This is a genomic window from Acidisoma sp. S159, assembly GCF_009766125.1.
Taxonomy (GTDB): domain Bacteria; phylum Pseudomonadota; class Alphaproteobacteria; order Acetobacterales; family Acetobacteraceae; genus Acidisoma.
Genome location: NZ_LMUG01000030.1, coordinates 2124 through 21192, shown reverse-complemented (window position 1 = coordinate 21192; position 19069 = coordinate 2124). Strand labels below are relative to the sequence as shown.

Annotated in this window: 22 protein-coding genes and 3 riboswitches; of the genes, 9 read left to right on the top strand and 13 right to left on the bottom strand. The window is 62.8% G+C overall.

Annotated features, from left to right (window positions below; genetic code table 11):
* Positions 1-574: 574 nt before the first annotated feature.
* Positions 575-997 (top strand): winged helix-turn-helix transcriptional regulator, encoded by a 423-nt coding sequence (locus tag GSQ92_RS31670; RefSeq protein WP_371418548.1) that lies wholly within the window; start codon positions 575-577, stop codon positions 995-997.
* Here the strand turns inward: GSQ92_RS31670 and crcB are convergent.
* From crcB to GSQ92_RS07745, 3 genes are all read right to left on the bottom strand, one after another.
* Positions 945-1376, bottom strand: a complete 432-nt coding sequence (crcB, locus tag GSQ92_RS07755; protein ID WP_159013312.1) for a fluoride efflux transporter CrcB — start codon at positions 1374-1376, stop codon at positions 945-947. The genes GSQ92_RS31670 and crcB overlap by 53 nt on opposite strands.
* 113 nt (positions 1377-1489) lie before the next feature.
* The gene (locus tag GSQ92_RS07750) at positions 1490-2311 is read right to left on the bottom strand and encodes a universal stress protein (RefSeq protein ID WP_159013311.1); all 822 of its coding nucleotides are present in this window, start codon (positions 2309-2311) and stop codon (positions 1490-1492) included.
* A 35-nt stretch (positions 2312-2346) separates the two neighbouring features.
* On the bottom strand, positions 2347-3126 hold the full coding sequence (locus GSQ92_RS07745) for a universal stress protein (protein WP_159013310.1): 780 nt from the start codon (positions 3124-3126) through the stop codon (positions 2347-2349).
* A gap of 56 nt (positions 3127-3182) precedes the next feature.
* Positions 3183-3247: riboswitch (Fluoride riboswitch) on the bottom strand.
* 83 nt (positions 3248-3330) lie between these two features.
* Positions 3331-3392, top strand: a riboswitch (Fluoride riboswitch).
* 229 nt (positions 3393-3621) lie between these two features.
* Between GSQ92_RS07745 and GSQ92_RS07740 the strand changes: the two genes are divergently transcribed.
* On the top strand, positions 3622-4098 hold the full coding sequence (locus tag GSQ92_RS07740; protein WP_159013309.1) for a histidine phosphatase family protein: 477 nt from the start codon (positions 3622-3624) through the stop codon (positions 4096-4098).
* A gap of 201 nt (positions 4099-4299) precedes the next feature.
* Positions 4300-5388, top strand: a complete 1089-nt coding sequence (locus GSQ92_RS07735; protein ID WP_159013308.1) for a molybdopterin-dependent oxidoreductase — start codon at positions 4300-4302, stop codon at positions 5386-5388.
* Between the two features lie 19 nt (positions 5389-5407).
* Here GSQ92_RS07735 and GSQ92_RS07730 read toward each other — a convergent pair whose 3' ends face one another.
* From GSQ92_RS07730 to GSQ92_RS30870, 7 genes are all read right to left on the bottom strand, one after another.
* The gene (locus GSQ92_RS07730; protein ID WP_159013307.1) at positions 5408-6301 is read right to left on the bottom strand and encodes a LysR family transcriptional regulator; all 894 of its coding nucleotides are present in this window, start codon (positions 6299-6301) and stop codon (positions 5408-5410) included.
* Between the two features lie 25 nt (positions 6302-6326).
* The gene (locus tag GSQ92_RS07725; RefSeq protein WP_159013306.1) at positions 6327-6515 is read right to left on the bottom strand and encodes a hypothetical protein; all 189 of its coding nucleotides are present in this window, start codon (positions 6513-6515) and stop codon (positions 6327-6329) included.
* 57 nt (positions 6516-6572) lie between these two features.
* Complete coding sequence (locus GSQ92_RS07720; RefSeq protein WP_159013305.1) at positions 6573-6899, bottom strand: universal stress protein; 327 nt, start codon at positions 6897-6899, stop codon at positions 6573-6575.
* 139 nt (positions 6900-7038) lie between these two features.
* A riboswitch (Fluoride riboswitch) is annotated at positions 7039-7103 on the bottom strand.
* An 81-nt stretch (positions 7104-7184) separates the two neighbouring features.
* Positions 7185-8576, bottom strand: a complete 1392-nt coding sequence (locus GSQ92_RS07715) for a chloride channel protein (protein WP_159013304.1) — start codon at positions 8574-8576, stop codon at positions 7185-7187.
* A gap of 457 nt (positions 8577-9033) precedes the next feature.
* Positions 9034-10143 carry a TQO small subunit DoxD gene (locus tag GSQ92_RS07710; protein WP_159013303.1) on the bottom strand — a complete coding sequence of 370 codons (1110 nt, stop codon included), beginning with the start codon at positions 10141-10143 and terminating at the stop codon, positions 9034-9036.
* Between the two features lie 20 nt (positions 10144-10163).
* Complete coding sequence (locus GSQ92_RS07705) at positions 10164-11213, bottom strand: substrate-binding domain-containing protein (RefSeq protein WP_371418547.1); 1050 nt, start codon at positions 11211-11213, stop codon at positions 10164-10166.
* Positions 11214-11224: 11 nt separating this feature from the next.
* Complete coding sequence (locus tag GSQ92_RS30870; protein WP_159013302.1) at positions 11225-12016, bottom strand: transcriptional initiation protein Tat; 792 nt, start codon at positions 12014-12016, stop codon at positions 11225-11227.
* Positions 12017-12241: 225 nt separating this feature from the next.
* Between GSQ92_RS30870 and GSQ92_RS07695 the strand changes: the two genes are divergently transcribed.
* Both GSQ92_RS07695 and GSQ92_RS07690 read left to right on the top strand, forming a co-directional pair.
* On the top strand, positions 12242-13420 hold the full coding sequence (locus GSQ92_RS07695) for a TDT family transporter (RefSeq protein WP_159013301.1): 1179 nt from the start codon (positions 12242-12244) through the stop codon (positions 13418-13420).
* 483 nt (positions 13421-13903) lie between these two features.
* On the top strand, positions 13904-14473 hold the full coding sequence (locus GSQ92_RS07690; protein ID WP_216856793.1) for a recombinase family protein: 570 nt from the start codon (positions 13904-13906) through the stop codon (positions 14471-14473).
* Here GSQ92_RS07690 and GSQ92_RS07685 read toward each other — a convergent pair.
* Complete coding sequence (locus GSQ92_RS07685) at positions 14470-15306, bottom strand: lipid kinase (protein WP_254066591.1); 837 nt, start codon at positions 15304-15306, stop codon at positions 14470-14472. The two genes, GSQ92_RS07690 and GSQ92_RS07685, sit on opposite strands and share 4 nt — an antisense overlap.
* Positions 15303-16184, bottom strand: a complete 882-nt coding sequence (locus GSQ92_RS07680) for a MurR/RpiR family transcriptional regulator (protein ID WP_159013300.1) — start codon at positions 16182-16184, stop codon at positions 15303-15305. Before GSQ92_RS07680 ends, GSQ92_RS07685 begins: the two co-directional genes overlap by 4 nt.
* Before the next feature lie 106 nt (positions 16185-16290).
* On the opposite strand from GSQ92_RS07680, the gene GSQ92_RS07675 reads away from it, so the two are divergent.
* From GSQ92_RS07675 to GSQ92_RS07665, 3 genes are read left to right on the top strand one after another with little or no spacing between them, the layout of a single operon-like run.
* Positions 16291-17061 (top strand): COG4280 domain-containing protein, encoded by a 771-nt coding sequence (locus tag GSQ92_RS07675; protein ID WP_216856791.1) that lies wholly within the window; start codon positions 16291-16293, stop codon positions 17059-17061.
* A gap of 9 nt (positions 17062-17070) precedes the next feature.
* A complete protein-coding gene (locus tag GSQ92_RS07670) occupies positions 17071-17277 on the top strand; it encodes a hypothetical protein (RefSeq protein ID WP_159013298.1) in 207 nt (68 codons plus the stop codon).
* Between the two features lie 3 nt (positions 17278-17280).
* The gene (locus tag GSQ92_RS07665) at positions 17281-18525 is read left to right on the top strand and encodes an MFS transporter (protein ID WP_216856790.1); all 1245 of its coding nucleotides are present in this window, start codon (positions 17281-17283) and stop codon (positions 18523-18525) included.
* 105 nt (positions 18526-18630) lie between these two features.
* On the opposite strand, the gene GSQ92_RS07660 is transcribed toward GSQ92_RS07665, so the two are convergent.
* Positions 18631-18999 carry a ParB-like protein gene (locus GSQ92_RS07660; protein WP_371418550.1) on the bottom strand — a complete coding sequence of 123 codons (369 nt, stop codon included), beginning with the start codon at positions 18997-18999 and terminating at the stop codon, positions 18631-18633.
* On the opposite strand from GSQ92_RS07660, the gene GSQ92_RS31665 reads away from it, so the two are divergent.
* The coding region (locus GSQ92_RS31665; protein WP_371418549.1) for a hypothetical protein at positions 18955-19069 on the top strand (115 nt) is incomplete at its 3' end. The genes GSQ92_RS07660 and GSQ92_RS31665 overlap by 45 nt on opposite strands.

The following is a 19069-nucleotide window of genomic DNA, read 5'->3' as shown; positions in this document are numbered from 1 at the left end:
GTGAGAGAGCCTTGAAGAGTTGGACACAGGTGACGTGCGCCCGAACCGCCGGATGACCGCTCCCGCTGCCCACCGGCTAAGATGTTGCTCAACCCCCACCAGTTAACGTGACAATCCCGCGGGGACTGTGGTCGGGCTTCCTGCGCCGGACGCCTCCTACGTTGGCACCGCCACTGTTTCCAAACCTCCAATCTGAGCTGCGGAATTTCTTCGGCCCAATTATCGCAGCTATGGGCGCGCCGGAAGGCGCCCGGGGTGTCTGGGACCCGGGCGGCGGCGTCTGGAATAATCGCTAATATGCTCCCGAAAGGGTATCATCCAGGATCGATTGATTCGACGATAGCCCAAGAACTTATCATGAGCTCCGGACTCAGGTAGCTGAACAAGGCGCCGGTCTGCTCGTCCGTCCCGCAGCGTGCAACCGGCTTCAGGTAACGCGGCGCGCTGGTGGGGGAGATCCTTTCCCTGGGTGGAGACGCGAGCATAGCCGATCAGCGGGACGGCAAAGGGTTTTCGTGGCATAATCGCCCGTCGCATAATTTGTCGCGCAAATGCTATCGCCTACGACAAAGATATGCGACACAAAAATGCAGGTGGCGACCAAAGGGAAAATTGTCGCTTGTCTTACGACAAGCGCGACACAACCTTTGTCCTGGTTTGGGAGGATTCAACTAGAGGGTTGCCTTTGTGCCAAGGACGAACCTGCTTCGCGCGATTGATGCTTGCGATGAGGCAGGGTAGCGGGACAACATTGATGTACCGGCCATTCGTACTGTCGCGCGATAGGAAGCGCCCAATGCCTTTCACCCGCATCTTGAAGGTGGTTGAGCGCGTAAGCCAGAAGATCCTCGCCCGGACACTCCGCCACCCCGAATGTGACCGCTTCGCCGATCGCGTCCTTTATCCACAAGTACCGCCACGGTCTGCCTATGCGCTGACAGGATTTATGCATCTTCCTCGATGCTTGCCTGCGCAATACTTGACGCTCCACCGTTAAAGTGCGCTGCAATAGCGTGACCGGCAGCGACAAAGCAGATGCACAGAATCACCGACGCCACGACGTTGATGGCCGCCCGCAACATGGCGCCGCTGCGAAGCAAGTCTAATGTTTGCAGGCTGAATGAAGAAAACGTCGTAAAGCCTCCACAGACGCCGACCATCACAAAGAGCCGGGCATTTTCAGACAGTGGATATCGTCCGTGAGCGAGCGTCAGTGTGCCAAACAGCCCAATTATGAATGAGCCGAGAATGTTGATTCCGATCGTTCCTAGCGGAAGATCACGACTGAGTGATAAGGTCCCCACGGAGATGAGGTAGCGCGCGGTGGTACCGATGGCGCCTCCCATTGCGATGAGAAGACATGTTGTAAAAGACATCTTTTTCCTTAAAGATCTGGGCACTGTTAATCGGAAACATAAACGCTGCTAAGGCGCCTCGATAATCTGACGCGTACCGCCCTGCACTTCTCTTTCGACGGTCGACGCACTGCCTAGTGATGCATTGCAATTGGGAGGTTTAACTCCGTAAGAATCTCCTCCGTAGCGCCGCCGAACAGGCGCTCGAGGTAGCGATTGTGGCTGAAGGCGCCCATGACCAGAAGATCGGCGCCTGCTGCTTTTGCTTCTCCCAGCAGAGCTGTTCCGATCTCCCGCCCGTCGAGCTCGAAGCGCAGAATCCTTGCCGGAACACTTTCCTGCTCCAAGCTGTGAAGCAGAGCCTTAGGGGCCGTCTCCTCCTGATTCTCTCTTCCAATGAGGATCGTCACCTGCTGTGCGGCCAAAAGAATAGGGAGCATGCCAGCCACTGCCTTCTTCACGGGAGGACTGGCTTCCCAAGCCACCGCGACGTGCTTGCCCAGATTGGTGGGCGGCGTTGCCGGGACCACGACCACAGGAGCCTCGGCATCGAGAAATAGGGCGGCGTGGAGCGTCGCCCTGATCTCAGGAGAGGCTCCTGAGCCGATTTGGCCGACGATGACCAAATCGGCGCCCCGAGATTCTGATGCGATTGTTTGCTCCGGTGGACCGACTACCTGACGGAGCGACTGACATTCGGCTGCGCTGTCTTCGCATTTCCAGCCGCGAAAAATATCGTTGAGGTCGTCGTACAGTTGGTCACGCCGAGCCTCGAAACGGCTCCTCCGCTCCTCGGTCCAGACTTCTTCTGTCGGCAAGAAGTCCGGATCTACCGCTGGTCGCGGATGCAAGACATCGAGCTGTCCTTGCTTCAGACGGCGCATGAGCAGCCGGGCTGACGCAAGCACAGATTGAGCGGTCTTAATGTCGTTCAGGATCGCTAGCACGCGTTCCATGGTCTCCCCTCGCATTGGTGGTTAAGAAAGCGGGGCTAATGAGACATCAGCACCGGCATCGACGGCTGATGAAGGAGGTCAGCGCTCGGCCCGCCGAAGAGACCCTCGATCAGTCGGGAGTGCCCATAGGCGCCGGCCACGATGAGATCGATTTCATTCTCATCTAGCAGTGCAAACAGGGCTGTGACCGGCGAGGCGTCTCCAGGATCTGCCCAGGCCTGAACCTCGACCGTGACGCCATGCTGTCTGAGATGATCCGCCATAAGATCTGGGGCCGACTCTTTGACATCCGTCTCCGGGGCAAATTCGAAGAGCATGACCTTCTCGGCGGCTACGAGGAGCGGCATGGCGTCGTGCGCCGCCCGGGTCGCTTCCCGGCTTGAATTCCACGCAAGAGCGATGCGCTTGCCGACGGAGGCGTAGGGCCATTCGGTAGGTAGGATCAGCAGGGGCACCCCCGCCGAGAGGAGGACGGGCTCTACGATGTCCGCCGCCAATTTTTTCGGCGAGTCAGGATCATGTTGTGAGGCAATGACAAGATCAGCGTAATGCGCATAGAAGTCCTTCCACGACTTCGATGTCTCATCCATCACCTTGTACTCGCCTGTGATTCCCGCCTGCTTCACGGCCTCGGTGAATCTCTCCTCGAGAACGCCCGCTGTGAAATGATAGGGGCCTTCGAGAGCCGCACGCGTGGAAACGTCCACCCCGGTCAGACGGGCACCATGGGCGCGCGCGACCTCGACTGCGAGCTTGACGCGCGCATCCGTGTCCAAGAATGGGTCGAGAAAAACGAGGATGTCTTTGTAGCTCATCGCACTCTCCAAAAACGGTTGGCGAGCGCATCGACAAGCTTCTCCTGTCCGCGCGCCCGCGGCCAGGAGTCATCAGCCCCCCGAAGGGGCAGTTTTGGGGGACTCCATCCCCGTTCGCTAGTTGTGGTGCCAAATCTCAGGGGCTTCAAGTCCCCTTCATCTAAATCACGGGCCCTGACCTGCGGAAGATGGAGCCTAGGTTAGGGTCGTTGAGGGGATGGAGTCCCCCTTTAACCGCCCTTAGGGCTGATGACTCCTGCGGCGTCGAAGACGTGGCAGGAGTACTGTGACTTCTCGCCGCGCTTCGATGGGTTTGTTAGTTGCACCCTTGAAGCGGAGGCTGATTATGATTGCTTTCCAAGTGTCCTTTCCCCTGTTGGCGGTCGTTTTGACGCTCTGCGGCTGGCGGATCCAAAGAGCATCCGCGCGATCAGCCGTGCCGATAGCACGACCGGCCGTCGTTACCCGATCCCGCCGGTAGAGTGGTGTGCCCCGATGGGAAACACACGCATCATTCTCGTGCGACACGGAGAGGTCGAAGGTATCGAACCTGCCATTTTCCGCGGAAGGCTCGACCTTCCGCTAACGGCGCGGGGAATCCGACAAGCCGAACTCACCCGAGACTACCTCCTGACGCTCGGTTCGGTCGCCGGCATATACGCCAGTCCCCTGACCCGCTGCCAACATACCGCGACCATCATCGGCGCATCCCACGATCTCACGCCTGGCTTTACCCCTGAACTCAATGACATCGACTACGGCGGGTGGCAGGGGCGATCTCATGAAGATGTCCAACGAGCGGACCCGGACCGCTTCAAGACCTGGATGACATCTCCGCTCGCCTTCAGCGCCAAGACGCTGCTGGAAGTCGCCGTCGTCCTGCTCGGGGCATCGCTGAGCGTGGGCACCATCCTCGCGGCAGGACCCAGCCTACCGATCTGCGCAGCGTCGCCGCAGCCGGCGGGCGCGTGACCGCGGCGGTCACCCTTTCGCTCGCGGTGCCGGGCGTCATCAGCTTCGTCCTCATCCGCACGCTCGGCATCGCCTGACGCAGCCGCCGGGGATGATTCCGTTGATTAATATTCGCGGCTTCGTCCGAGCCGATTGATGCGCCGTTGCGCTGATCGACTACCGAGCTACTTACCATGGAGGTGGACAAACATGGAGGTGGCAATGACTGCACAGATCGACGGAACGTCCGGTTTGATCGTGCATAAGGCGGACCCACTGAATGCCGAACCGCCGCTGGCGCGGCTGCGCGCCGCCTTTCTGACGCCGCAGGATTCTTTCTACATCCGCTCGCATGGCGAGACGCCACGGCTCGACGCGGCAACACACAGCATCCGGGTGGAGGGCGTGCCACATCGGCAAAGCTTCACACTGGCCGAGTTGCAGTCGCAGTTCGCGCACCGGACTGTGACGGCGGTTATGCAGTGCGCGGGCAACCGGCGGGCCGACATGCACGCCGTCGCCCCTGTTTCTGGTGATCCGTGGGCGCCCGGCGCCATCGGCAATACGCGCTGGACCGGAGCGGCCCTCGCCGACATTCTTCTCGCCTGTGGTGTTGACGCCAAGCCCGGGTGGCACGTCGCCTTCGCCTGCGCCGACGCGTGCGAGTTGGAAGGCAAGCGCTTCCGCTTCGGCGTTTCGATCCCGATCGAGAAGGCCATGAGTACCGATGTGCTCCTCGCCTGGGCCTTGAACGGCGAGGCACTGGCGCTGGAACATGGGCATCCGCTTCGCGTCGTTGTGCCAGGCTATGCCGGGGTGCGCAGCCCGAAATGGCTGGCGGCGATCACCGTCCAGCCCAGGCCATCCGACAACCCGTTCCAGGCCGAGGACTACAAGCTGTTCCCCGCCGACTGGACAAAGGAAACCGCTGATCCCGCGCGCGGCATGACGATCAACGAGATGCCGGTGAACGCCGCCATCTGCGAGCCTGCCTCGCATGCGCGTTTGAAGCCTGGCCGCGCCCGCGTCGCCGGCTACGCCGTCGCGACCGCGCGCGCCATCGTCCGGGTGGACGTGTCGGCCGATGAGGGCCGAAGCTGGCAACAGGCCGAGCTCCAGGCCGACCCGTCCTCGCCTTGGAGCTGGACGTTCTGGCAGACGGAACTCGACCTGCCGACGGGCGAGCACGTGCTCGCGGTGCGTGCCTGGGACGAGGCCGGCCAAACGCAGCCGAACCGGCCCGAGGAGACCTGGAACTACAAGGGCTACCTCTGCACCGCCTGGCATCGCGTGCCGGTCAACGTCGCCTGACGGCGGCGACGGGCACGCCTTACAACGTGTCTCGTCCGGGCATCATCAGTCGCATCAACGCGGTCGCGGCCGCGCTGCGGTGACGCTCGCTATGGTGGATCACATGGAAGGCACGCTCGGGCAGGACCACCTTGACCTGAGCCAGGAGCCCCGCCTCCAGCCCGCTGGCGGCGACGGAAGCAGAGATCGCGGTTGCCCCCATGCCGGCCTCCACGGCCGCCCTTACTGCCTCGTTTGTCGGCAGCTCCATGACGACCCGGAGCTGCGGGAACGGAATGCCGGCCGCCGCCATCGCGGCCTCGAAGGCCGACCGCGTGCCTGAGCCCGGCTCGCGCAGGACCCAGTCGAACGCAGCAAGGTCTGCGGGGGCGAGGGTTTCGGGTAAGCTGCTCGCCTCGTTGGCGCTGACGACGACGACGAGCTGGTCCCGGGCGATCTCCGTGATGGCGAGGGACGGGTCCTCGACCACGCCTTCGATGAAGCCGAGCTCCGCCAGACCGCCACGGACCGCCTCGACGACCTGAGCCGTGTTGCCGACGCCCAGGCGGATTTCGATTCCCGGATGCGCCCGGCGGAAAGCGACGAGATGCCGCGGCAGCCAATAGCTTGCGATAGTTTGGCTCGCATGCAGCGAGAGCCGGCCCCGCTTGAGGCCGCCCAGTTCCGACAGCACCAACTCCGCCGCCTCGGCGCGTGCGAGCACGGCCCGCGCCTCGCCGAGGAATACCGTGCCGGCCTCGGTCAATTCAATGCCTCTCCCGACCCGGCTGAAGAGCCTTGCCCCGTGGCGCGCCTCCAACCCTGCGATCGCCGCGCTGACGGCGGATTGCGCCAGGTGCAGGGCCTCGGCCGCGCGGGTCATGTGTTGTCGTTCGGCGACGGCGACGAAGACGCGAAGCTGTTCAAGGGTCATGCGCCGGGACCCCAGCATGCAGGCATCAGGCATCCTCCTCGATGTCGACCTGCGCGATCGTTACGGCACCACCGTTGAGGCGCGCGCCGAGGCTGTGGCCGAGGGCGACGAAGCCGATGCCGATGCAGATGCAGATGCAGAGAATATGTCGCAGCCTCTTTCGGACCAGGTCGCTCGCCGACATCACGGCCTCGGCGGTCTCCACCTCGTTCAATATCGCTAAAATTCGTTCCGTCGTCTTTTCTCCTGTAATTTGTTCAAGCGCCGTCTGTCAGTGCGACAACAGGACGGGCATGGACGACTGCCGAAGGAGGTTATTTGGCGTGCTGCCAAAGAGGTTTTCGAAGGTGCGGGAATGGCCGAATGCACCCGAGACGATGAGATCGATTTGAGACTCGTCCAGCATCGCAAATAGCGCCGCGATCGGCGATCGCGAGATCCGCAAAGTGCAAGTAACGGTGTTTTGAGGATTGCGCGGAACCGTCGGCAACAAGGAACCCAGTCCGCAACACAAGACCGCTGAGAATGTCGTTAATCTATCTTTCAATCCCGCGTTGTCAGAACAAGCCGCCTCTTCCGACTCGGCACGGGCGGACATGTCGACCCCTGGTAATCGGGCTCGCGCGCCAGATGCGCGGCCAATTGTATGTGATCATCGATGTCAGCGGATGCGGCCCGATAGCTCAAAGCACTCTCCACGTGTGGCGAGCGCTGAGACACCCCTCCTGCCCGCGCACCCGCGGTCAGGAGTCATCAGCCCCCTCGCGGGGCAGTTTTAGGGGACTCCATCCCTATTCTCAGCACGTGGTCAGCGCTGGTCGGATTACAACGGGGGCATTCGGGAAGGGCGTTTCGCTGGTGCGCCGGTTCCGCCTTGCGGCGTTCAGCCATCGGCCGCACCAATCAGGGAGTAACGCGCCGCGGCGGAGATCACCGGCACCTCGGCGGATGCCGCCTGGTCGGCGGCTGTCGCACGCATGCGCGCGACGTGGATGCGACCGGAATAGACCGACCGGCTCTCGAAGCGCCGGGCGACCAGCACTGCGCCACCGACAACGATCATCATCGGCACCATCATGGTGTCGAGCCGGCCGGTGAGTTCCAGCATCAACACGATCGCGGAGATCGGCCCCTGCGTGATCGCGGCCAACACCGCCCCGGCACCCAGCAGGGCGCATGCGCCGGTGGGTGCGCCCGGCCATATCAGCGCCCAGCCATGGCCGAGCGCCGCGCCGAACACCGCGCCGAAGCACATCGTCGGCGTGAACAGCCCGCCCGGCGCGCCGCTGCCGAGGCAGGCGACGGTCGCCAACGGCCGGAGCACCACGAGCAGAAGCAGCAGCGGCACGCCATACCCGCCCAGGAATGCCGCCTGGGCCACGTCCTTGCCATTGCCGAGGAGCTGCGGAATGGGAATGGCGAGGCAGCCGAGACCGGCGAAGACGAGGACCGGCACGATGGCCAGCCACACGCCGCTCGGCTTGTGACCGTCCGCCCAGACGACCATCCGGACATAAGCGACCGAGCCAAGCCCGAGGATCGGGGCGGCTAGAACCGCCCAGGCCGTCTGGCTGGCCGAGATCGCATAGGCCGGCAGGTGATAGGTGGTCTCGTTGGGCAGGATCAGCCCCGAAACGCCCGTCGCTATCAGCGATGTCGCCAAAGCCGGCACGATCAGCGAGAGCGATAGCGTGCCGAGCAATACCTCCAGGCTGAAGAGCGCGCCGCCCAGCGGCACATTGTACACGGCCGCCATGCCGGCCCCCGCCCCACAGGCGGCGAGGAGCCGCCGCTGGCCCGGCGGCAGCCCGACCCAGCCGGACAGCAGGCTGGCGATCAGCGCGCCGATCTGCTTCGGCGCCGCTTCGCGCCCGAGCGCCGAGCCCAGACCGACCTCGATGATCGAGCTGATCGCGTTGGTCAGCGCGGGAAGTGGTGCGAGGCGGCCCTCATGGAACCAGATCGCGGCCGTCAGCTCGCCGCCATGAGCGCCGTGGGCCTGCTTGAGGAAAACGCGCACCAGCGCGACCAGGACGCCGGCGCAGCCGGCGACCGCGATGCGCCATGCCCAGCCGGTCTTCTCCACAGCTGACACGAACTCGCCGGAGGCGTAATGCCAGGCGCCGTGCTGCACGGCGCGCAACAGGATCATCAGCAATCCGCCGCCGAGGCCGGCGCCGACGCCGGTCACGACGCGGGCGCACCAGAAGCGCGGGCCAAACGGACCGGACAGGCTGCCCGGAGAGACATTGGGCTGAGGCGATGTTCCCGACATCAATCCGACCGATGCGCTGAACCTGAGGACCAGATGGGTGGGGGCGCAAGTCTTTCATCGTCTCGCCCGGACTTGGCAACCGGGTGGCCCCTTCCCTGACAGCAGACCCTGTTGGTCCGTCGGTTCTAGTCACGGCGGGATGGATGTCGCGCGAGGGACTGGCCCGCAGGAATATGTTCAGTTTTCAGTTGTCCAAATCGGTGTAGGCGCCGTTTTCGCCTGGGGCCGACATCATGAGGCCCGCCGGCACTGGCTTAGATGCGCTGCAAGCCGAAACCGCTAAGATGCAAAACATGAGAATGAGAGCGATGGTCTTGTTCATAGTTGTCTTATCATGATTGGAGTTAAGCCGCCCCGCGCCGGGATTGATGCGCCACACAGCGTTCAGGCATTGGCCGCCCATTCGCCGTCTCTCGCGGCGAATGGGAAGGGATGGCGCCGTGGCGCATTGTGGTGATCAGTGGGCCGGAGTCTTTAGTCGCGCCGTGAAGTTGCTTCCGTCGACATCGGTGAGTTTGAAGGTGGAGCCGGAGGGCAGTGTGGCCATGCCGGCTGGAAGCGGGAATGTGATCGTTGCCATGGCGCCCATGGGCGCACGGATGCCGTAGGGTCCGGGGCCGAACTTGTTGTAGGCGTAGACGTTGTAGAAATCCGCCTTGGGCAGCGCCGAAAGCGCCTTGGCGTCCCAGACGTTCAGCACCGCGTGATCCGGGCCGATCAGCGCCGCCTGCACGATGTGCAGTTGAGCTTCCGGCGTTCCACCGTCGAGATAGGCATGAACCTTGATCGCACCGCCGGCCGCAACGGTCGCATCCGTCAGCGTAACGTGGTGTTTCGTCGGGCTCACCGGGCCGCCATGGAACGGGGTCAGCACCGACCCGCGATAGTAGCTATAAGTGCCGATGTTGAAGACAAGCACGAAGGCGAGCAGCGCAAAAGCAACGCCGCGAAAGCCGCCCTCACGCAGCGGCAGTGGCAGGGTGCCCCCCGCCCAGCGGAACCAGGCTCTGTTAGCGAGGCGGGGGTTGCGGCGCAGTAGCACGTTGTCGAGCGAGAAGGCGCTGCCACCGGCGAGCAGCAGCGTCGTACCCATCGCGAGGTTGCAGGCGGCCATGGTCCATTCGTCGATGCAGGTCGCGCCCTGCCAGCCGAACATGGCCATGAGGATGACCGAGAAGCCCATGGTCACGAGCGCGGAGAGCCGGGTCAGCAGCCCGGCCATCAACATGGCGCCGAAGATCAGCTCCGCCGCGCTGAACAGGATCACGCCGACATAGAGCAGGTCGAAATGCAGCAGCAGGAAGGAGATCAGATGATCCGTGCCGAACAGCGCGCCAGGCATCGCCGTCTGAAATTTGTTCGCCATCCAGTTATGGCCGCCCCAGGCGTCGAGTTTGGAGGGCGCATAAATGAAGCGGCGCGATCCGCCACCCCAATAAATGAAGCCCTGGATGATGCGCACAGCGAGAAGCGTGATGCCTGCGGCATACCAGCTTCGATCGGCGACGGACGCCTCGCTCAGGGATCTGGGTAGCGCCCCCGTTGCGCCGTATGTGGTGCTCGTCATGATGACCTCAGTTCTAGGGTTCACTTGGCAACGTCAGCTGCTGCGGGTGCGTACGGCTTGAAGCCGTAGCGCTCGAAAATCCCGAGAGCGCTTGGGGAATGGATGAAGGCGAGCCATGCACGAGCCGCCTCCGGATGGGGTGCGCCAGAAACTTCGGCGCCGGCATAGATCGCGGTTGCGTTGTCAGCCGCCGGGATCGGCACCTGGGCGATCGGGTGCCCTGCCTGCTCCTGGAAGATCGCCTCCGACTGCCAGGTGACGCCGGCATCGGCGAGCCCCTGCATGATGAAAAGCGGCGACTGGCGGTGGTGGATATGGGTCAGGATCGTGGTGCCGTCGGCGACCTTTGTCTTATAGACCATCGTCGCGAGCGCGCTGCCGCCAGCCTTTGTGAGCGACGCCTCGATCTGCCGCACGATCCCCTCGAAGGCGGGGTTCGGCATGACGAGGCGTATATTCGGCTTACCGAGATCGGCGAGCGTCTTGATGTCCGCCGGATTGCCCTTCGGCACCATGATGGTGAGCGTATTCGTGACGTAGGGAACTGCCGGGGCCGCCAGCACCTTCTTGTCGATGAGCGCCTGGACCTTCTTCAGCCCAGCGAAGTAGGCATCGGCCTTTACCGTCCAGGTCATGTTGCCGACGGTGATCGTGCCTCCCTTCGCAAGCTGGCGGACCAGCAGGCCGGGTGGGATCGTCTCCCAGTAGATGCGGCCCTTGTAGTCCGGGTTCGCCGCCTCGAACGCCTGCACCAGCGGTGCCATAGCGAAAAAGTAATTGCCGCCGACATACAGGACGAGCTTGGGGTCCGTCAGGTCGCCATGGAAATCGGCGAGGTCGTCCACCTCGGGCACGGTAAACTCGAAACCACGATCGACGGCGTCGTTGTTGGCGCCATGCTGCCACGGCGGGAAGATGCTCTCGTCGTAGCGCGGCGCCTCAGCCCGGCCGTGCCAGCCGCCCACGGCGGGCGGCTGGCCTGGAGAGGCCACCGTGGAGGCGGCCATCGCGGAAGCCGCCGGCAGGACGAGGGCGGACGTCACGAACAACACTTTGAGCAGCTTGCGCATCGCACGCTCCCTTACTTGGCGTAGAAGAAGCCGGCGCGTTGCAATTCGGGCAGCGTGCCGACGATGCCTGGTGTCAGCACGATGCCGGAGATGAGATGATTGGTCAGCTCCGCCGCCAGGGCGCCGTGCGACAGCTTGTCCGGATTGGCTCCCACCGCGATGAGCTTGCCGGTTTGTTCCCAGATGGCATTGTGGCAGGCGAGGAAGACGACGCCTCGGCGCTGCAGCGCCGGGATTGAGTTATCATCGGGGGAGAACGCTCCGGACGGATCCTCGTAATCCGACGCATTCGTCTTCCCGGCAGGCTTCTCCAGGATGAGCGTATTCGTCTTGAACTTGGGCCCCACCATCTTAGCGAGCTGATACTTGTCCCACATGGCCTGGTCGTAGAGCGCGAGATGGGCGGTGCCATGGGTCGCCGACACGGCGAGGAAGTCCGGATGCTTGAACGCCCAGATCTGCGCGTTCAGGGAATTGCGCATCAGATTGAGCCAGGGGCTCCCGATGTCGGTATTATCCCAGACCTGCTTCGGCGTTGGGGCATAGGCGATGACGGCATCAAGCGCCGCGCTGTCCCACTGGTCCGGAGTGGTCAGAATCATCGGCACAGTCTTGAAGTCGCGGCGGCGCGGTGCCTTAGCAAGAGTAGCCGCCAGCGCGCTCAGCTGCGTGCCGTCCGATGGCAGAAGGTCCGTGGAGAGCGTCGCGGCGAGAGCGGGCGAGGACCGGGTGATGGCGGCGGCGCCGAGCGCGACTGCGGCAATGCCTGCTCCACCAAACATAGCACGACGGGGGGTTTTCATTTTAAGACGCTCCTTGTTACCCAGTGAAAGCTAGGACGGCGACAGGGCACCTTCCAATTCTCAATGACGGACCGAACGATCCGCAAAATCGATCGTTCACGCTCTGGCCTGGCCTGGCCTGTTCCTGCCATCACCAAGGACGATCGATTCAATCTCGACTTCTCTGTGGATCGCGGCGGACAGATCGTCGATAGACGAGAGAAGTCCCGCAATGGAGAGACGCTCATGGTTGCCCTGCCCGGTGTTGCGAGCCCGCAAGCCCTGCCCGAGGTGCGATTGCGCCGCGAGATCGTGCGGCAGTTCACCCCCAACTGGTTCACAATAACGATGGGGACAGGGATTCTTGCGCTGGCGCTGAACCAGTTTCCCTGGCCCGTGCCGGGCCTGCACGCGGTCGCGGCCGGGCTCTGGGTTCTGAACATCGGCCTTTTCTCCCTCTTCACACTCCTTTATGCCGCCCGCTGGATCCGCTTCCCGCAGGAAGCCTCCCGCATCTTCGGCCATTCCGTAGTGTCGATGTTCTTCGGCGCCATCCCCATGGGCCTGGCCACAATCATCAACGGCTTTTTGGCCTTCGGCATCGCCTGGATGGGACCCGCGGCGGTCTCGATCGCGGAGGCATTGTGGTGGCTCGACGCCGCGATGGCGGTCGCCTGCGGGCTGCTCATCCCCTTCCTCATGTTCACGCATCAGACGCACAGCGTCGAGAAGATGACGGCCGTGTGGCTGCTGCCGATCGTTGCCGCCGAGGTGGCTGGTGCCAGCGCGGCGCAGATCGTGCCACATCTGGCCGATGCTCATGCGGCGCTGCGCACGCTCGTGCTTGGCTACGGCCTCTGGGCCTTCTCGGTGCCGCTCGCGATGAGCATCCTTGTCATCCTGCTGCTGCGCCTCATCCTCCACAAGCTGCCGCATCGGGACATGGCAGCCTCGGGATGCCTCGCCTTGGGGCCGATTGGAACCGGCGCGCTCGGCCTGCTGCTGCTGGGCGCCGCCGCGCCCCACGCCTTTGCGGCGGTCGGCATGCCGATGATGGGCGAGGTCGCACAGGGTATCGGCATCATCGGCGGCGCCGTGATGGTGGGCTACGGCGTCTGGTGGTTCATGCTCGCCATTCTCACCACAGCCCGTTACCTGAGCCAGGAGGGCATGCCCTTCAACATCGGTTGGTGGGGCTTCACCTTCCCGTTGGGCGTATACGCCGTCGCCGTGCTGGCGCTCGGTCGGCAGACCCATCTCGGCTTCATTACCACCTTCGGCGCTTTCCTCGTGTTGCTCCTGGCATTGCTTTGGACGGTGATCGCCACCCGGACTCTGCGCGGCGCCTGGAACCGAACGCTCTTCGTCGCCCCCTGCCTTGTCACCGGCTCGATTCCCGGCGACTTCGCCGCGGACGAGGTTTAATCGGAACTCGGACGACGATACGGCGGCGCAAATAACGCCTTGCCATGGGACGCGACTGGCTCAACGGCGGCCAGAAGCCGTTGCGCACAAGAGACTGTCCCAAAGACGGCAAGCGTGCTGCGTTAGTGCTGCCGGAATTCAACACCTGCGCACCCTGCAAGAACCGCGCGCGTACAGCCTCGAAACAAGCCAATATCTCCGCTACGCGCGATAACGGCGCTTATCACGTGTAGATAGTTCTTGAGACGTTTGTCGACGGCGCCAAACTCGCTTAAAAGCGGGAAATTCGCGTCAAACGGCCCTCAAGGGGTCACTGCACGATCTGTTAAAAATTGCCCGCTAGCGGGCCGTTCAGATGCCCATTGCCTTTGGATCGAATTCTGAGAGAGGGTTTTGAAAGAAACCTCCCAGGAAATGTTGTTCGATGGCGCACGCATCCAAAAACGACCGTTTGTGAAATCCGTCAAGTCGGCTTCGGCTGGCCTGCTGCTCGGTTATGCCCGTGTCTCGAAGGGGGACGATCAGAACAACGCCATGCAGATCAAGGCCCTCAAGGTCGCCGGTTGCAGGCGTCTGTTCGAGGAAACCGCCTCCGGCAGCCGATGGGACCGGCCGGAACTGCAACGCCTGCTCGACCAGTTGCGCGAGGGTGATACCCTTGTCGTCTGGAAGCTCGACCGCCTCTCCCGCTCCCTGAAAGACCTGCTGCACATCATGGAGCGGATCGGCAATGCCGGCGCGGGCTTCCGATCCATCACCGAGAACATCGACACCACCACTCCGGCCGGCCGGATGATGATGCAGATGGTCGGCGCTTTCGCCGAATTCGAGCGGGCGATGATCCGGGAACGTACCTCGGCCGGTCTCGCCGCCGCCAGGGCCGAGGGCCGCATCGGCGGCAGGCGCAAGAAGCTCGACGCCGCCAAGCGCCGCGAAATCGCCGAGAGCGTCATCTCCGGCCGCAAATCAGGGGCAGATATGGCCCGGCTCTATGGGGTCAGCCAGCCAACCGTCTCACGTATCGTCGCTGCTTACCTCACCAACCAGGCTTAGCGGGCAATTTTTAACAGATCGTGCGGTGACCCCATCTCCGTCCAATTTTGATATTTGCCGCTGCGTAGAGCGGGTAGGAGACGCAGCAGCTTCCAAGCGCTCGCAATCTCCAGGCTGTAAAGGTGGAGTCGCCCATCGTCGATACGAGCATTCTCCGCGATCATCATACCACCCCCGTAATGCCGACCATTGCCGACGGCAATATGCACTGTCCGCGTTTTATGGACCGTGCCGCCCCGCACAATCTCGGCAGAAAATGGCCGCAGGCGCCGCACCACCCGGAGCGCAGCTATAAGATAGCCTAACCTGCCCCAACGCCGCTTTGCGTCACGGGTCAGTGCGCGTGTCAGGTCTACCCCGAGCCCTATGCTGGCGACGTTGAAGAACGGGTGTCCATTTACCTGTCCAACATCAACGTGCCACACCTTCTCTGCGGCGATGACCTGGGCCGCAGCCTCAAGGTCGAGCGGAATGCCGAGCGTTCGAGCAAGATCATTGGCCGTGCCCAAAGGCAAGATGCCAAGCGGCAGCTTACTGGCGAGCAGGCCTGGTATCGCCGCGTTTAGAGTTCCATCGCCGCCGCCGATCACAACACGATCAATGCCGGGCGCCATCCGGCAGATTAAGGCGGGTAAGGCTGCAGCATCCTCGCAAGCCTCATTCAAGACCTGAATACCGGCGCGCCCTAGCAAATCGGTAGCCGCCGCTGCGACGTCCGCTCCACGTCGGCTGCGCCGGTTAACCACCAGGAGCGCTTTGCGCTCTGGCGTCGAAATAGCCGACTCATCGAAGCCACAAGGCATCTCGGGTGGTTGATCCTTGCTCGATTTCACAATGTCTCCCCCCAGTGTGCGACCACTTCGGCCCGCAGCCCGTCGAGTTGTTCAAGCGTCGCGATTGCTGCCTTACGGTGGGCGGCGGCGAGGCCCAGAATGACGGCTTCAAGGCAGACCAGCGTCACCCCATGAAGTGCCACGCGCTCGGCGCGCCCTCGCCGTGCGGGCAGCACGACATTAGCAAAGCGTGCAAGCTTCCTTTCCAGACTGTCCGTTACCAGCACTAGCGGCAGGCCGAGCCGCCGCGACACGGCAAACACTGCGCTCACCTCGCGATACGCTCGGCCGTAGGCCAGTACGATGAGCGCGTCACCGGCGCGAAGATCCAACATCTGATCGGCAAGCATTCCACCGGTCACGTTGAGCACACCGCTTCGCCGCCCCGATCGGGCGAGAAGGAGTGCCACATACGTGGCGAGCGCAGCGGAAGGACCGATCCCGAAAACAAAGATCCGCTCGGCGGGGTGCAGCACGCCGATCGCCTCGGCAATCACGGCCTGTGAGGCAGGGGTCCGCGCGGCTTCAAAAGCTTCGGCATGGGCCTCTAGGACCAAGGTGATGGCCCGGGATGTGTCCTCGCCCACGTCGTCCAGGGTACGACGCATGGCCTGGGCGGGCGTGGCGGGCCGCTCGATGGCACCGACAAGAGCCTGCTTCAGCTCCCCAAGGCCTGTGAAACCGAGAGCCTGCACCGCCCGGATCACCGTCGCATCGGAGGTCTGCGTCTTGGCTGCAAGTTCCATGGCTGAACTGGCCAGGACCGCCGCTCGGTTCTGATCGATAAAGCGGGCGACCCGTCGACTCGCGGGAGCTAGTGAGGGGCCTAGTGTCGCCAGACGCGTTTTAAATACGTCCATTCCCGGTTCTGTGCTCATGGCGCTCACCATCCTCCAATCACTCTGTAGTGAATGCATCACTATAGCAGAAAACTGTAGTATGTGCTACCGTGAGTCACGGCGCGCATGCAGGGGAGTGGACGGTTTGCTGAACATCGGTTGGGCCCATGCCGGGCCGTCAATCCTAGCGGCGTTCCTGGCGTCGCTGGTTGAGTTCGTTGAGGCGCTGACCGTCGTGTTGGCGATCGGCAGCGTGCGTGGCTGGCGCGACGCGCTGCTAGGCACCGCTGCGGCGCTTGGGGTGATGTTGGTTCTCGTCGTCGCCCTTGGCGGTGCGCTCACGCGCATTCCGCTGGGGGACATCCAGTTGGTTGTTGGCGCCTTGCTGCTGCTGTTTGGGCTACGCTGGCTGCGCAAAGCGATCCTGCGCTCAGCCGGCGTCATCCCGTTGCACGATGAGACCGCCGCCTATGGCAAGGAGGTCGAAATGATGCGCAAGCATCGTGTCCAGTCGGGCGGCTGGGACCGGATCGCTTTCGCCGGCGCTTTCCAAATCACCATGCTGGAGGGCACAGAGGTCGTGTTCATCGTCATTGCGATTGGCGCCGGCGGGGCTGGCCTTCTACTTCCGGCTAGCTTTGGCGCGCTTGCGGCATTGCTGGTCGTGATAGTGCTTGGTCTGGCAGTCCATCGCCCGCTGGCTAACGTGCCGGAAAACATGCTCAAGTTCGTGGTCGGAGTGCTTCTGTCGGCGTTTGGCAGCTTTTGGTTTGGCGAAGGTGTGGGCGTCGTCTGGCCGGGTGCCGACTGGTCGATCCTGGCGCTCGTGGCCGGCTTCCTTGCCGTGGCACTGCTGGCCGTTCCGCTTTGCCGGGCGCAAACTGCTGCCCGCCCTGCCATCACCACCAACCCTTAGGAACGCGCCATGAAGTGGATCGGCACGATCGTGCGCGAGGTGTTCGGACTGTTCGTCGATGACGGGAACTTCGCGATTGCGATTCTTGTCTGGCTGGCGCTGGTGGGGCTGGGCCTGCCGCGGCTCGGGATTGCCGCCGTCTGGGACGGGCTGATTCTGTTTGCTGGTCTGGCGCTGATCATGGTCGTGAGCGCCGCCCAGCGAGCCAGGCGCTAGGCCGTGGAGGGCGGGGGGCAAGCGGCGACAGAAAGTACAACACCCACGCCGCCCCCCTCGATTGCCGGCGGCCGTCTCTCGCCTTTCGTCCTGCTCTGCGTTGTGGGCTTCCTTGGCAGGCTGAGCTACGAGATGCTCCGCAGCCCGATCACTTCGCTGTTCGCCGAGAAAATCGGGGCACCGACAGAGATTATCGGCCTACTCGTCGCCTCTGTGACGATCACCGGTATTTTTGTGAAGTTGCCCTCGGGTGGCCTAGCCGATTTGTTCGGTTTTCGGCGGCTCATGCAGGCTGGGTTGTGGGTTAAGGCGACGGCACCTTTCCTGTATCTGCTCGTCGCGATTTGGCCGGTGCTGCTCGCGGTTCGCTTCTATCACGGGCTTTCGACGGCGCTCTACGCACCCGCGGCCTCGGCCCAGGTCGCAAAATTCTATCCGACCGAACGTGGAAAACGTCTTGGCATCTACGGGGCCGCCGAGAATGCTGGTGTTGTGCTAGGGCCGGTGCTCGGCGCATCCGTTCTCGCCTGGTCCAGCTTCTCGGTCGCGTTCGTTGTTTCCGGCATCATCGGCATACTCGCGCTGCTCGCGGTCATGCCGCTGCCAAAGGACAACCCGCCCAAAGCCGCCCGCAAGAGCGTCGGCGAGATCACCAGCGGGCTGATTGCAGGTGTGCGCCAGATCATCGGCGATCCCGCGATCCGCCTGGTCAGCCTGATGGAGGCGACGCTTTATACCAGTGTGGGGACGTTGCAAGCCTATCTGCCGCTGTATGCCTTGACCCGGCATATCTCCATTGCCCAGATCGGATTGATCTTCGGCGGCCAGGGAATTGCCTCCATCGTGTCCCGCCCTTTCATGGGAAGTGCGGCGGACCGGCTCGGGCGGCGGCCGTTTATCATGATAGGCGTGACTCTTTGCGCAGCGGTGCTTGTCGCGATCCCGTTCATCGGCAGTTTCTGGACGCTGCTTGGCCTCGCCGTGCTGTTCGGGCTCGGGACGGGGATGGTCACGCCGTCCACAACCGCGATGATTGGCGATCTCGTGAAGCGAGGCGACTTCGGCGCGGCAATGGGAGTTTTCGGCAGTTTGTGGGATGTCGGCCATGCCAGCGGCCCGCTGGTCGCCGGCGTGCTCATCGTTTGGCTTGGCTACCAGGCTGCCTTCGGGATCATCGCCGCAACGATCCTAGCGGCACTCGCCGTCTTCGTGCTTGGCAGCCGCGACCCGAAGTTCGGCAGCAAATAGTGTCGTCCTTAATGCACAAGGAACAGGGCCGCCGTGCCTCCCGCTGCACGGTGCGAACTACGCGCCGGTTAGTGTCGAACCTCAAATAAATGCTACCCACGTGACCTACTTACATTCACTACTAGCAAAACCGGTGCTAGCGACTTTTCTGAGAGCTGCTGAGTTTTTTGGATCGCGCACAAAGACGAACGCTTCATGTAGAGCCTTTGCCTTGTCCCCTTCAGTCTGCGGCACAACTGCGTTAGGATCGTGACGCAGAAAGTTAGCCAAATCAAACTCGGCATAGTCACCCGTAAGTTTCAGGTGACACGCTTGCTCAAGCCACGCTGCGACTGAACGAAACGGATCGTCAGCCATATGATTCAAAGATGATGGCGGAAACTCTCCAGCGCGAACAATACCATCAGGACCTTGCAGATTAGCAAGAGAATGATCGGCCATCTGCGTCCAAAAAGTTTTAGCGCTATCGGGCAAAACTTGCAATTTAGCGGAAATTTTGCAAGTCGAAGAAGCCCCACTATTGATCGTGCTCATTGCGGCTGCA

Bases quoted from the DNA above. Each gene is read 5' to 3' on its own strand.
- GSQ92_RS31670 (WP_371418548.1), top strand. From the start codon at position 575: ATGCGACACAAAAATGCAGGTGGCGACCAAAGGGAAAATTGTCGCTTG.
- crcB (WP_159013312.1), bottom strand. From the start codon at position 1,376: ATGTCTTTTACAACATGTCTTCTCATCGCAATGGGAGGCGCCATCGGT.
- GSQ92_RS07750 (WP_159013311.1), bottom strand. From the start codon at position 2,311: ATGGAACGCGTGCTAGCGATCCTGAACGACATTAAGACCGCTCAATCT.
- GSQ92_RS07745 (WP_159013310.1), bottom strand. From the start codon at position 3,126: ATGAGCTACAAAGACATCCTCGTTTTTCTCGACCCATTCTTGGACACG.
- GSQ92_RS07740 (WP_159013309.1), top strand. From the start codon at position 3,622: ATGGGAAACACACGCATCATTCTCGTGCGACACGGAGAGGTCGAAGGT.
- GSQ92_RS07735 (WP_159013308.1), top strand. From the start codon at position 4,300: ATGACTGCACAGATCGACGGAACGTCCGGTTTGATCGTGCATAAGGCG.
- GSQ92_RS07730 (WP_159013307.1), bottom strand. From the start codon at position 6,301: ATGACCCTTGAACAGCTTCGCGTCTTCGTCGCCGTCGCCGAACGACAA.
- GSQ92_RS07720 (WP_159013305.1), bottom strand. From the start codon at position 6,899: ATGTCCGCCCGTGCCGAGTCGGAAGAGGCGGCTTGTTCTGACAACGCG.
- GSQ92_RS07715 (WP_159013304.1), bottom strand. From the start codon at position 8,576: ATGTCGGGAACATCGCCTCAGCCCAATGTCTCTCCGGGCAGCCTGTCC.
- GSQ92_RS07710 (WP_159013303.1), bottom strand. From the start codon at position 10,143: ATGACGAGCACCACATACGGCGCAACGGGGGCGCTACCCAGATCCCTG.
- GSQ92_RS07705 (WP_371418547.1), bottom strand. From the start codon at position 11,213: ATGCGCAAGCTGCTCAAAGTGTTGTTCGTGACGTCCGCCCTCGTCCTG.
- GSQ92_RS30870 (WP_159013302.1), bottom strand. From the start codon at position 12,016: ATGAAAACCCCCCGTCGTGCTATGTTTGGTGGAGCAGGCATTGCCGCA.
- GSQ92_RS07695 (WP_159013301.1), top strand. From the start codon at position 12,242: ATGGTTGCCCTGCCCGGTGTTGCGAGCCCGCAAGCCCTGCCCGAGGTG.
- GSQ92_RS07680 (WP_159013300.1), bottom strand. From the start codon at position 16,184: ATGAGCACAGAACCGGGAATGGACGTATTTAAAACGCGTCTGGCGACA.
- GSQ92_RS07670 (WP_159013298.1), top strand. From the start codon at position 17,071: ATGAAGTGGATCGGCACGATCGTGCGCGAGGTGTTCGGACTGTTCGTC.